We start from the raw sequence: 12,295 nt of genomic DNA on the forward strand, positions 1-12,295 counted from the left end.
TTCTGTTGCAATTACTACTTGAAAAATCCAGAAAATTTGTTTTTCATACGAGTAAACGGACACTTAGAGGGACTACTGTCATCGTCACTTAAAAAATACTGCTTCCATTCATGGTTATCTGTTTGTCCATACCATTTAAGATCAGGATGACCAGGAATGCCATCATACTCTACCAGTCGTTTACGAATTAGTTTTTTCATCTTGCGGCCAAATACAGTGGAGTCGTTGATTTCGTTAAATACCCAGCGTGGTTGAAAGGCTAGTAGCATGCCAGGAAAATATCGGCTACGGCGAATTTCATGTGCAGGTGTAGCGCAAAAGGCAAAGTAAGGTTCTCCATCAAAACAAAATTCCCATTTATGATCAGAAGGATCAGTCGGAATGTCCTCTGGCCATTCTGTCTGATCAAATGTAGTAACGTGGTTTAATACATCCCAAAATAAGTCCCGATAATTTTCTACATGATAGCTAGCTAGCATTTCATCGGGCGTCTCCACAAACACGACTAAAGAGGCATACTTACCTGTATCACGAGAGATCTTCCCATATTCTTTTAGTGCATGAGCCAACTCTTCTGCTGCATGTATATCGCGTGGATCACCAATAAAACTAAATCTTAAATTATTCATTAAAAACCCTTGTCTGCCAGGAACACAAGGATACGTATTTTCATCATCTGCTATGGTAGAAGAAAATGATTGATAAGCTTCTTGCTTCCATAAAGGGAGTGATTCAAGGTGCTCATCTAACCATTCTTTATCCAGAAGTACGTCCACTATTGTTTCCCTCCTTCTCTTACATGATTAAAATATTAGAGAGGAAGGAAATGGGTGACTGTCTAGATGGTGAAATGGGAAAATAGGCAGATAACTAACCTGTCACATTGCTATTAATCAGCTATAGATTAACTATTAGAGCTTGCTGAAACGGCAGTACCAGTTACAACCGCAACCATAGCTGCCTGTTGTGCTTGTATGACAGATTCAATAATCGCATACATATTTGTACTAATAAGACTAGAATCCTCAATCTTTTCACTTATAAGAAAATGACAGGCCATGATGAGGTTTATATCTTTATGCCATTTCAGTCTCTTATGTTGGTTTAGCTGAAGTGCAATTTCTTCAATGGTTTCGAGCTCCTGAATGCCGTTATCTATAAAGGAAAGTAAACCTAAAACCGGGTAATGCATTTTTCGAAGCTTGACCTTACCTCTTCGTTTAACTTCATCTAATATCGTAATACAACGTTCTATCACAGTATCTTTGTTAGCAGGATGAAAAGATAAAATATGACTCAAAAACTGCAAGTCATTTCCTTTTCCGAATCCAAATTGATTAAGTTTCACGTAATAATGCTCTATGTTTTCAAGAAGTTCTTCGACCGTTCCTGCTTCGTTTGATAACAAGACAGCTAGAGGATAGTCGCTAGATGAGGTTAGGAAGAAGTGATTAGCTTTCATTCCCTTGTAAAGTAATGTACTTCGTTCAATTCTTGTTTCTAGATTATCCTTTGTTTCACTTGCTAATAAAAGGTATGCACATACATACGTAAATTGATCACGGCTAAACTTCGATTTAACTAATTCTTCGTAAATCTTCATTAAATGAGAAAACATATTAATTGGATCAGTAAATCTTATGTCTAGCATGGCTGCAATCGTAAAGCGATGCCCGGAATTTAACAGAGAGAATAATCCAACCTCCTTCTTTATGGCATCACTAATCTCCATAAAACGAATTAAGTCAAAATGCTTTCCATTCACCACATAAAGGGAGGATACCATCATTAATGTTCGAGAATCGGTTACCTTCCACTTTAGTGATTTGTGAAGTTGCTCGTAAATGTTGGTATATTCCATCACTTTGTTTTGTAAAGAAGTTTTCATCGAATACCACTCCTTAAGATAGCTAGTATATATGTTACGGATTAGGTTGGGTTTTGGTTTCAGTCACCTTATCCATATAAAAAAACATCCTCGAATATAGTAATCGTATACTCGAGGATGAATGCAAAAATTGAGGGACGGTTCACTGAGCACTATAACTGTCCCTTTAAATATAGAATATTGAATAAGCGTTATGTTGAGGAGTATTATTGTAGATAGGAAGTTGAGGTATAAGAGAAGATTAATCTACTAAAATATACTTAGTGTTTGGGTCCTATTATTTTTAAGATCGCGATAGTATCTTCATTCGCTGTTTGGACAACTGTATTAATCATGGTTTCCATACGGTCTAGTTGTGCGTAGACCATATCAAATTTCGTATCGACCTTATTCTCTAGGTTTTTAAACTTCTTTTCAAATTTGTCATCCATTATTTCAAACTTCGCATCTAATTCTTTAATGGCTTTAAGAATTTCATCCATTTAATTTCACCTCCCTTAATCGTATATTATACTAGATTTTTATATAAATGAAGTAGCAATATTAATAATTCGACACAATTAAAAGTAGTTGTCTAAAGAATATGGATATTGCTGTCGAATTCCCGGGAAATAAAATGATTTTATGAAAAAAATCGAATTGTGACATATTACGAAGGGAAAGGATTGAACGGGTTTAGGTTACAGTAGAAGTATTTCTATTCTCTTTTAATTGTTCATAAATCCTTAAAAACGAAAAGGGCCTAAATAAAAAAACAGCTTCCAATGGGAGCTGTTTTCTATTTACGTATGTAGACGCCGCATTTGCCGTAATTCATATAAGAAAGTTTTAAACCACCACTTCTCAAAGTGGGTGTTTGTAGAACCGTTCCTGCATGTCCTCCATGTCATATAGACAAAGGCTTGTCATTCCAGATTCGAGTTAAACTCCCTAATACAGTCTTAAAGGTTAAAACTTAATTATAAATACGTACAACGCAGCTTGTTACTTATATTACCCTAAATGGATCACGAATTCAAATGGAAACAGTTCCCGATATTTCTTACGTAAAGAGTAGACTAAAAACAGTTGTTCCTTAACACTTCGAAGCAACCAAGTGTATTCCTCTGCAATTTAATATGAAGTAAATATTATATTTGTAAATGGGATGTAAAGATGAAAAGTGGTTATAAACTATTACGTTTAAACTTTTCTACAAGATTAGACAGGTTAATTATTATTCTATGAAATATTATCGGGTATTTAGTCCTATTAGTTAGACATAGAAAAAGTTACTAATTAAAGAATAATAGGGTGTTATACCTATTTTATCGGATTTACAATATCTCAAACTCTTCTAAATTTATTCTTAATACTAGTCACTTATAATTGAGTTTGTGATTAAAACATAAAGGAGGAAGAGAAATTGAGTCTTAAAAAGAAATTATTACCTATTGCTGTAGTATCTTCTGTTGCTTTTGGAAGTTTATTAGGAAGCTTTACGGAGAGAGTCGAAGCAAAAGAAAAAAGCAATAACGCTGAAATTAAAAACGTTATTTTCTTAATCGGTGATGGCATGGGCGTTTCTTATACTTCTGCTTATCGTTACCTAAAGAATGATTCCAATACGGAGTTTGTAGATAAAACAGAGCTTGATAAGTATCTAGTAGGTCAACAAATGACCTACCCTGAGGATCCAGAACAGAATATTACAGATTCAGCTTCTGCTGCAACTGCCATGTCAGCTGGTATTAAAACATATAATAATGCAATTGCTGTAGACAATGATGGGACAATCGTAAAGACGGTCTTAGAAGCGGCAAAAGAAAAAGGGAAAGCGACAGGTCTTGTGGCTACTTCAGAAATTACCCATGCGACTCCAGCATCCTTTGGTGCTCATGACGAGAGCCGTAAAAACATGAACGCAATTGCTAATGACTATTATGATGACCTCATTAACGGGCAACACAAGGTAGATGTTCTTTTAGGTGGAGGAACAGATTTGTTTATCCGTAAAGATCGTAACCTTGTGGAAGAGTTTAAAAAAGATGGGTATAGCTATGTAACAAATAAAAATGAGCTATTAAAAGATAAGAATGGACAAGTTCTTGGCTTATTTGCAACACGTGGTTTACCGAAAATGATTGACCGTACAGAAGAAATACCTTCACTTGAAGACATGACAAAGTCAGCAATTGATCGTTTGAGTAAGGATAAAGATGGATTCTTCTTAATGGTAGAAGGAAGCCAAATTGACTGGGCTGGTCATGATAATGATATTGTAGCGGCAATGAGCGATATGGAAGACTTTGAGAAAGCATTTAAAGCTGCTATTGATTTTGCAAAAAAGGATAAACACACATTAGTTGTAGCAACGGCTGACCATTCTACAGGCGGATACTCTATCGGGGCTGATGGTATCTATAACTGGTTTGCAGAACCAATTAAAGCAGCTAAACGTACTCCAGACTATATGGCTAATGAAATTGCTAAGGGTGCAAATGTAGAAGATACATTAAAGAAGTATATTGATCAGGACATCCTTGCTTTAACTAGTGAAGAAATTCAATCGGTTAAAGACGTGGCTAACCTAAAAGTAACGGATATTGATAATGCGATTGAAAATATCTTTAATAAGCGCACACATACTGGTTGGACAACTGGTGGGCACACAGGGGAAGACGTACCTGTGTATGCATTTGGCCCTGCAAGCGATAGATTCATAGGCCAAATTGATAATACAGATAACGCAAAAATTATCTTTGAAATCATTGAAAATGGAAAGTCTAAAAGTAAAGAAGATGATGAGGAAGATGAAGATTAATGATTAATAGGGTGTGAGGTTGTCTAAAAGGCAGCCTCGTACCTTTTATTAAAGTTTATTGATAATGGATGGAGGGGTTCTTCTTGAAAAAACAAGTCATGATCGTTACTCTTTTATTGGTCTTCTTGATTGGGTGCTCACCCACAGCACTAAATGACAATGCCGCAGAATCTAATCACACAGAATTGGATATGAAAGCGTACGAAGAATATCTTCCCAATCCACAAGTACCCAGTGATGATAGTCTACAAAAAGTAAACGATACGGTTACGGATGAAAAAGGCGAACTGACGTTAAAACAAATAAAACATGTCAATAAAACATATAATCTGGGTGATATTGAACTTAGAATTATAGATGTCAAGGTGATGCATTTAGTACCAGATTACAGCCTCATTGATTATTTTCATACTCTTACACATGATGAAGAATTTGATTTCGTCAAAGTATTTGTTGAAATCACAAATACATCAGACGAAAAAATGAATGTAGCACCTGTTGCTATTTTTAAGACGAGTACAGGTGAAAATGTCCCTTGGGAAAATGATATCTATTTAGACGGTCTAAATGGTGAAATTGAGGGTAATAGTAAAAGGCTAGGGAACCTTGGCTTTATCATCGAGGAATCAGATATTGATTATATTGAGATTACAACAAGTGATCTTTTTAATGAAGAAGAGGAAAAGGTTAGCAAGGCGGAGAAGATTAAAATCGAATTTTAGAAGTAAAATCTACCCTCAAATGGTAGTTAAGAAAAAGGTGACCTATTGTGTCACCTTTTTAAAATCCCAAGATAGATATAAAGTTACGTATACCAATCTCACTTTTTGTAAGGGAAGCGGTTTGATATTTACGAAATGCTACTTCTAAGTCACGTCAAGAGAGGGAGGATGATGTTTTTGGAAAGCGTCGCGTGCTAGGGGCAATCCTTGTTGATGATAAATCTTAAGTTGCTCAGTATATGGATATTGATTCATGTTACTCCATTCCTATTATTTATTTTACTTAGTATATGTAATAGACACATAAAGGAATGAATTCCTATATCAAACAAGATGCAAATCGTGTATTCTATTGGAAAGTTACTATCTTACTATCTAATAAAGATACAGATGAAAGGGAGAACATCATGAAATCCATTCGTACAAAATTATTACTTGGATTTACTATTATTTTGTTATTAGTGGCGGGAATGTCCATTTTTACGATTTATAACACCTCCCGTACCAACGCCATTGCAGAAGAGATGATTAATGACGATATAGAAGAGTTTGATATGTATCAAACACTACGATTCAATGTGGCAGAACGAATTGCTGTCACAAGAGGATATTTATTGTACGGTGATCCTACATTAAAAGAGAAATTCTTCGCTTATACAAAAGAAAGTAAAATATTAGAAGAAAAATTAAAAGGATATTTATCAGATGAGGAACGCCCCTTTGCTCAAGAAATCATTACCAAAAGCGAAATGTGGGGAGAAAAATTAACACAAGAAGTCTATAATGTTTACGAGACAAACCCAGAACAAGCTATTCTTAATAACAAAGGAATTCGTTCACAATCAGAAGAGCTTATGTTGTTATTAAGTCAAGCCGTGGAAAAAGAAGATACGACAGTTACTGAAATGGGGACAAGCATTATATCAAAAGGAATAGCAACAGAAAGGGCAAACTTCATTGTATCAATATGTGTGATTTTGTCTGGAATTGGAATTGCTTTTTATGTTTCTCATATCATTACTAAGCCAATATTAGGTGTAATCTCATATTTAAAAAACATGGCAAATGGTGACTTCACAGGAGAAGATATGAATACTTCTTCTCAAGATGAAGTAGGTGTTTTGATTACAGCGATGAATGCTATGAATACAGAGTTACGACACATTATCCGTCAAGTTCGTACTACATCTGAATCAGTTGCAGCGTCATCTGAAGAATTAACCGCAAGCGCAGAAGGCACAGTAATGGCTGCTCAACAAATTTCAACGTCCATTAATGATGTATCAGAAGGAGCAACTTCACAGCTACGTTCAATTCAATCTTCCCATTCTATCGTATCCGAAATAGCAAAAGGAATGAATGAAGTAGCAAGTTCCATTACATCGGTGGCAGAAAAAACGGTAGAAACAACAAAACAAAGTCAGATAGGAAATGATATCGTTCAACAAACAATATCAGGTATGAAAAACGTTCAATCACATGTGGGGCAAACATCAGAAGTGATTTCAATGTTAGCGAAAAAATCAGGAGAAATCGGCCAAATTGTGGAGTTAATTAGTGTTATTTCATCTCAAACAAATCTTCTTGCGTTAAACGCAGCTATTGAAGCAGCTAGAGCAGGTGAGCACGGAAAAGGATTTGCGGTTGTTGCCGATGAAGTGAAAAAACTAGCAGAAGAGTCAGGAAAAGCAGCGGGACAAATTAGCGAGCTTATTTTGGCGATTCAAAATGAAACGAAAAAAGCGGTACTATCTATGGAACAAGGAATTGATTCTGTTACAGAGGGAATGCAACTTGTGAACCAAACGGGAGAGGCATTTTCTGTAATATCAGAGAGTGTTACGTTCATTTCAGAGCAATCACAAGAGGTATCCGCAATTGTCCAACAAATCACAGCTGGAACAGAGACTATGAAAGAAAGTATTTCTAATGTCGCATCAATTTCAGAACTATCGAGTCATAACGCTCAAAATGTTTCCGCTTCGACACAAGAATCACTTGCTTCTATTGAAGAAATTTCATCTTCCTCTGCTTCACTTGCACATATGGCAGAAGAGTTGCAAAGTTTAGTTCGCAAATTTAAAATCTAAGAAAAATAAAAGTGATTGAAATGATAATGGAGAATGGAAACACGCGAAACTAAAATATTATGTCCACTATTCATTCCTTAACTTGGGTGGGAAGCAACTGCACAAGCGATAAAGCATCAGTTTAATTGTACAGTTAACCTAAGAATAAGAAAGGATAAAAACTTTATTACTGACAACGGTATTTTTTTCTTGATTGCAAGTTTATTATAATAAGAAATCCTGAGAAATTGCATCGTGAACTAAAGTTACTAACTAGAGTAGTTGAAACAGGCTTATTTAATAATATGGTTGATCAAGTTATTGTTGGACTAGTGAAGGAGTAAAGATAATAGGGAGAGGGGGAAATTTAATTCCATATTTAGTGGGATTATTTTTTCCTCTTTATTTTATAGACGTAGAAGCTAGTTTAAAATACCACCTATAAAACACCCACGATCCATATAAAGTTACGTATATAGATAACCAAGAAATATACCATTCCCACTTTATGTAAGAAATAAGATTAGTGTATCTTTCAAATAATATTTCTGGGATGACAATGGCTGTGCAAAAAGTACTTATATTAGTAAATTTACTCCATCTACTTCTTTTTTGTGGATAATAGAGGCAAAAGAAAATACTAATGATTGGATAGGTAAGGAACTCGAATAAAAAGCTAGTACGATTCACTTCTGCAAGTTCTCGAACGGGGTATTCAATGAGACACAGCTCAACGGCTAATAGACCTAAAACCCAGGTGATAAACTGTTGGAACAAGAAGATGATGCTAGCTTCTTTCCATTTATTTTTAGGGATAAAAGCTAAGGAAATAAAGGTGATTGAATAGATTACATATAACATTAAATACTCTATATTCATAAGTAACGAACCTTTTTCACTTCTAAGTCTTTAATCATCCACAATACATAGCGACGACATAACCATAGCTCTATTAGGAAGTTAAAGAAGCTTCTAATTAAATTATCCCATTTAACATCCATCATGTTTGTAAATTGTCCAATCACAAGCATAAAAGCTAAGATCATACCTACCCAAAACACATAATGAACAAAACGTCTAGGAAATGAAGCGTTTATGGGGAATTTAAGTTGAAACAGTACGGCGAAGGTGGGAAATACGATATATTCCATTGTAAAATTTATTTTCGTAGCATAGTTAAATAAGCGAACGGGTGCCTCGAGTAATCCAACATAGGTTAAACCGGTACTAAACAGCTAAGTTAACATGTGGAAGAATAGGAAGGCTCCGATTGCTTCACGCAGTCTGTTTCTTGGTGTTACTTTCCAAAGAATGAGTGGAAAAACTACCCATATTAAAATGATTACATAATAATCTAACGTCATATAATGTTAACACCTCACTATTATTATTAGAGGTGAGGAGTAATTCTATGTAGTTTCTTTTACATTTATGAATGTGTGAGTATGACAGTTTTTTATATTTTGGAAAGGGTGTTTTTGTATAGATTGTTGCTTCCGTAAAAATCTCAGGAAGCCGGATTTTTACTCGGTAGTAGAGTGTCGAGAGTTTTGAATAGAGAGAGTTGCTCTTTTCTAACTATGATCACTTAGGTTCTACGTATTAAAAAGGGTATGCTTTTAAAATTAGTAGCTTGAAAAGCAACAACGTATTAGAAAAGAGCCTTTGGAAAATATTTCTTTTACAACCTACTTGCTTTCACAACTCCTTTTTGTTAATATCGTTTCAAAGCTAACGATTTTGAAAATATTTAGGGAGGTATTCTTATTCATTCATTCAATGAGGAAGGAGAACTTCTTCCTGAAGAAGTGGACACGATCAATCGGTTAACACAGATTCCTATAGATTCGTTGCATGTAGATGCAATTGCCGTTGTCACGAATCTCTATCGTGTGGCGCAGGGATTAAAGAACAAGATGGAACAGGAAGTGCTAGCCGAATTCGGCTTATCCTGGACGGCCTTTTCTATGCTTTATGATCTATGGATTTGGGAGTCGGTGGAGACAAAGAAGCTTGCTTTATCTTCTGGTGTGTCGAAGGCCACTGTCAGTAACATAACGAAAACGCTAGAAAGTAAAGAACTATGTTATAGAAAAACGGACAATCGAGACAGAAGAATGACCTACGTTGTCTTAACCGATAAGGGAAAGCAAGTGATGGAGACTCTGTACCCACGATTTCATAAAGGTGAAATAGAAATAGTCTCTAGTTTGTCAAAAGACGAACAAATAAACATGACGAAGTTACTTAGACAGATTATTAGAGACAATCAGTTTTAATGACAGTTTCATATTGTAGATGCTATGACAGGAAACCTAGTAGTCGTTATCTCCCTGTGAACAGAGAGTCGGTGGTTGGTGCAAACCGATACATAGATAACACGAATTACATTCCTTGAGCTTTCTTTGTGAGGAGCAAAGAACGGGTGGACCGTTAATCGTTTAAGTGGAAGGATGATGTCCTTCAATTAGGGTGGTACCGCGTGTAAAAGTTAAGCCACGTCCCTTGTTTAGGGATGTGGTTTTTTTATATTTTCTAGGAGGGAAATATTGATGACGAATATGATGGAACGTTTAACAAGTGAACAACGTGCTGAGGTAACAAGACAAATGACAATCTTTAGCCAAGGCACACAAGAAATCATTCCAAGCGAGGAATTAGAACGTAAAGTGGCAAAATCGATTATAGAAAACAAGCCACTAAAAATTAAATTGGGTTTAGATCCTTCTGCTCCTGATGTACACCTTGGACACACAGTGGTGTTAAACAAGTTGAGACAATTCCAAGAAAATGGTCATATTATACAACTCATTATTGGAGACTTTACAGGAAAAATTGGGGATCCAACGGGAAAATCAGTGGCGAGAAAACAATTAACAGATGAAGAAGTTCAGCATAATGCACAAACTTACTTTGAACAATTTGCAAAAATTATGGATATGAAAAAAGTAGAATTACATTACAACTCAAAATGGTTGTCATTGTTAAAATTTGAAGATGTCATTCAACTTGCAGGGAAGATAACGGTAGCTAGGTTATTAGAAAGAGATGACTTTGAGGAGAGAATCGCAACTGGTAAGCCTATTTCCCTTCATGAATTCTTTTACCCTCTCATGCAAGGATATGATTCCGTTCAACTAGAGTGTGATATTGAACTAGGTGGCACAGATCAACATTTCAACATCTTAATGGGAAGACACTTCCAAGAAAAATTCGGGAAAGAAAAACAAGTAGCCATGTTAATGCCTCTACTAGAAGGACTTGATGGTGTAGAAAAAATGTCAAAGTCAAAGAAAAACTACATCGGAATTGATGAGAGTCCTAAAGAAATGTACGGAAAAGCAATGTCCATACCAGATGAGTTAATGAGCAAATACTTCAAACTCATTACTGATTTAACTCCTGAACAAATTCAAAGTATAACAGAAAAGATACAATCAGCGGCATTGCATCCAAGAGATGCAAAAATGCTACTTAGTAAAACAGTAGTAAGGATGTACCATAGTGAAGAAGCAGCCGAAAAAGCTGAACAAGATTTTATCTCTGTTTTCCAACAAGGAGCATTACCTGATGAAATGCCAGTCGTTAATTGGGATGGAGAAAAGGAAGTTCCTATTATAGACTTACTCGTTACGTTACAATTACTCGTTTCTAAAAGTGAAGCGAGAAGAATGATTGAAAACGGAGGAGTGAAAATAAACGGTAACAAGGTGGTAGATGGAAAGCTTCAAGTTTCCATAGAAGACGAGATGATTTTACAGGTTGGTAAGCGAAAGTTTGTAAAAATGAAAACAAAATAAGAATGGGTGGGGCACAACTGTTAATATTCTTGAGGTTGTGCCTTTTTTATTATTTGAAATTGCTATATGAAGTAGGAAAAATGTGTAAAATAGCGAATAATTATAAAGGCTAACTTCTAAAACTTTATTCTAAAAGATAAAGTGACGTATTCATCGTGGCTTTCTAAACATTTACCATTCTCCAAGCCGGCCATCTAGTGCAAATTGAAAGACGGCAAACTGTCCAGTTTCTAGTAAGTGAGTGGACCGAACAATTATTATGAACGCTACCCAGTATTAAGATTAGTAATCTAGCAATGTAAGCTTGAGACTAGTGAATAAAGATAGCGAATTAAAAGAGTCGTTTGAAACATTTCACACTCTATTAGTGAGTGGGCAAAAGGAGATAAGTGAAGAGAAATTTATAGAAGAAGGTGATCCGGCGTGTATAGAGTCATCATAACTGTTGTAACCATACTCATACTATTGATAGGCTGTCAGTCGTCTAATTTTATTGTTAGTGAAGTAGAAAAAGCTACCGTTTCTAAAACAAGTGATGAAGTAAGGAAAGATGATTTTGTTTTTAGACTTGTTACTGAAAAGGAGCAATATGAAGAAGGAGAAGAAGTAAAGCTGTATGGTGAAATAGAGTATGTAGGAAATCGCAATGGGGTGGTAATTTCTCATTCGTCATCTGCCATTCTCTATACAATAGAGGAAAAGATAAGGGGTTTTGTCATCGAAGGAGCTGTCACTAATGTTGGATTGACGACCAATCTCAAACAAGGGGTTTCATATCGTGAAGAGTACATGAAGAGCGGAGGATATAGTCCCACTCAGGATACAAAAGATTTTGTGAGATTTATGAGGGATTTTTTAGCTCGGGAAGACTTTCCTACTGGACATTATGTCGTGAAGGGAATGGCTGATTTCTCAGTTGTTATTGATATGAAAGAACAACAACAGAAAAATTATAAAATTGAGGCAGAAGTAGATTTTATAGTTAATTAGGGTATTAGATTATATTGACAGGC

The 12,295-nt window shown here is 35.5% G+C and carries 12 protein-coding genes, 2 pseudogenes and 1 other annotated feature; of the genes and pseudogenes, 8 read left to right on the plus strand and 6 right to left on the minus strand.

From position 1 onward, the window contains the following. Positions 1-14: 14 nt before the first annotated feature. The 3 genes from LT143_RS16805 to LT143_RS16815 form a co-directional block, all read right to left on the minus strand. The gene (locus LT143_RS16805) at positions 15-779 is read right to left on the minus strand and encodes a YqcI/YcgG family protein (protein WP_246944957.1); all 765 of its coding nucleotides are present in this window, start codon (positions 777-779) and stop codon (positions 15-17) included. A 125-nt stretch (positions 780-904) separates the two neighbouring features. Beyond that, positions 905-1,888: a DUF4003 family protein gene (locus LT143_RS16810; RefSeq protein ID WP_246944848.1), complete on the minus strand. Its 984-nt coding sequence runs from the start codon at positions 1,886-1,888 to the stop codon at positions 905-907. Positions 1,889-2,148: 260 nt separating this feature from the next. After that, a complete protein-coding gene (locus tag LT143_RS16815) occupies positions 2,149-2,370 on the minus strand; it encodes a hypothetical protein (RefSeq protein WP_246944849.1) in 222 nt (73 codons plus the stop codon). Between the two features lie 923 nt (positions 2,371-3,293). On the opposite strand from LT143_RS16815, the gene LT143_RS16825 reads away from it, so the two are divergent. From LT143_RS16825 to LT143_RS20795, 5 genes and pseudogenes are all read left to right on the plus strand, one after another. Then, positions 3,294-4,691 (plus strand): alkaline phosphatase, encoded by a 1,398-nt coding sequence (locus LT143_RS16825; protein WP_246944850.1) that lies wholly within the window; start codon positions 3,294-3,296, stop codon positions 4,689-4,691. A 68-nt stretch (positions 4,692-4,759) separates the two neighbouring features. Then, the gene (locus LT143_RS16830; RefSeq protein WP_418909847.1) at positions 4,760-5,413 is read left to right on the plus strand and encodes a DUF4352 domain-containing protein; all 654 of its coding nucleotides are present in this window, start codon (positions 4,760-4,762) and stop codon (positions 5,411-5,413) included. 905 nt (positions 5,414-6,318) lie between these two features. Further along, positions 6,319-6,558 (plus strand): annotated as a pseudogene (locus LT143_RS20785) (HAMP domain-containing protein); the annotation flags it as partial. 99 nt (positions 6,559-6,657) lie between these two features. After that, on the plus strand, positions 6,658-7,503 hold the full coding sequence (locus LT143_RS20790) for a methyl-accepting chemotaxis protein (protein ID WP_418909849.1): 846 nt from the start codon (positions 6,658-6,660) through the stop codon (positions 7,501-7,503). Between the two features lie 191 nt (positions 7,504-7,694). Continuing rightward, a pseudogene (locus LT143_RS20795) lies at positions 7,695-7,826 on the plus strand (ribose-5-phosphate isomerase A); the annotation flags it as partial. A gap of 58 nt (positions 7,827-7,884) precedes the next feature. Here LT143_RS20795 and LT143_RS16840 read toward each other — a convergent pair. The 3 genes from LT143_RS16840 to LT143_RS20510 are packed head-to-tail and all read right to left on the minus strand — an operon-like array spanning position 7,885 to position 8,846. After that, on the minus strand, positions 7,885-8,361 hold the full coding sequence (locus LT143_RS16840) for a CBO0543 family protein (protein ID WP_246944853.1): 477 nt from the start codon (positions 8,359-8,361) through the stop codon (positions 7,885-7,887). Continuing rightward, on the minus strand, positions 8,358-8,717 hold the full coding sequence (locus tag LT143_RS16845) for a CBO0543 family protein (protein WP_336296630.1): 360 nt from the start codon (positions 8,715-8,717) through the stop codon (positions 8,358-8,360). The genes LT143_RS16840 and LT143_RS16845 overlap by 4 nt, the downstream gene beginning before the upstream one ends. Further along, positions 8,718-8,846 (minus strand): hypothetical protein, encoded by a 129-nt coding sequence (locus LT143_RS20510; protein ID WP_272495845.1) that lies wholly within the window; start codon positions 8,844-8,846, stop codon positions 8,718-8,720. It abuts the gene before it with no gap. A gap of 402 nt (positions 8,847-9,248) precedes the next feature. On the opposite strand from LT143_RS20510, the gene LT143_RS16850 reads away from it, so the two are divergent. The 3 genes from LT143_RS16850 to LT143_RS16860 all read left to right on the plus strand — a co-directional run bounded on the left by LT143_RS16850 (position 9,249) and on the right by LT143_RS16860 (position 12,272). Beyond that, positions 9,249-9,761 carry a MarR family transcriptional regulator gene (locus tag LT143_RS16850; RefSeq protein WP_246944959.1) on the plus strand — a complete coding sequence of 171 codons (513 nt, stop codon included), beginning with the start codon at positions 9,249-9,251 and terminating at the stop codon, positions 9,759-9,761. Positions 9,762-9,776: 15 nt separating this feature from the next. Beyond that, positions 9,777-9,991: a binding site (T-box leader), on the plus strand. Between the two features lie 43 nt (positions 9,992-10,034). Next, complete coding sequence (gene tyrS / locus LT143_RS16855; protein ID WP_246944857.1) at positions 10,035-11,282, plus strand: tyrosine--tRNA ligase; 1,248 nt, start codon at positions 10,035-10,037, stop codon at positions 11,280-11,282. Positions 11,283-11,705: 423 nt separating this feature from the next. Then, the gene (locus LT143_RS16860) at positions 11,706-12,272 is read left to right on the plus strand and encodes a hypothetical protein (RefSeq protein ID WP_246944860.1); all 567 of its coding nucleotides are present in this window, start codon (positions 11,706-11,708) and stop codon (positions 12,270-12,272) included. The last annotated feature ends 23 nt before the right edge of the window (positions 12,273-12,295 follow it).

This window comes from Bacillus pinisoli, from assembly GCF_023036475.1.
GTDB lineage: Bacteria > Bacillota > Bacilli > Bacillales > SA4 > Bacillus_BS > Bacillus_BS pinisoli.

What these genes read in the sequence shown, in the direction of transcription:
- tyrS (WP_246944857.1), top strand. Translation starts at nt 10,035, where the DNA reads ATGACGAATATGATGGAACGTTTAACAAGTGAACAACGTGCTGAGGTA.
- LT143_RS16830 (WP_418909847.1), top strand. Translation starts at nt 4,760, where the DNA reads ATGGAGGGGTTCTTCTTGAAAAAACAAGTCATGATCGTTACTCTTTTA.
- LT143_RS16810 (WP_246944848.1), bottom strand. Translation starts at nt 1,888, where the DNA reads ATGAAAACTTCTTTACAAAACAAAGTGATGGAATATACCAACATTTAC.
- LT143_RS16815 (WP_246944849.1), bottom strand. Translation starts at nt 2,370, where the DNA reads ATGGATGAAATTCTTAAAGCCATTAAAGAATTAGATGCGAAGTTTGAA.
- LT143_RS20790 (WP_418909849.1), top strand. Translation starts at nt 6,658, where the DNA reads ATGGCTGCTCAACAAATTTCAACGTCCATTAATGATGTATCAGAAGGA.
- LT143_RS16840 (WP_246944853.1), bottom strand. Translation starts at nt 8,361, where the DNA reads ATGAATATAGAGTATTTAATGTTATATGTAATCTATTCAATCACCTTT.
- LT143_RS20510 (WP_272495845.1), bottom strand. Translation starts at nt 8,846, where the DNA reads ATGACGTTAGATTATTATGTAATCATTTTAATATGGGTAGTTTTTCCA.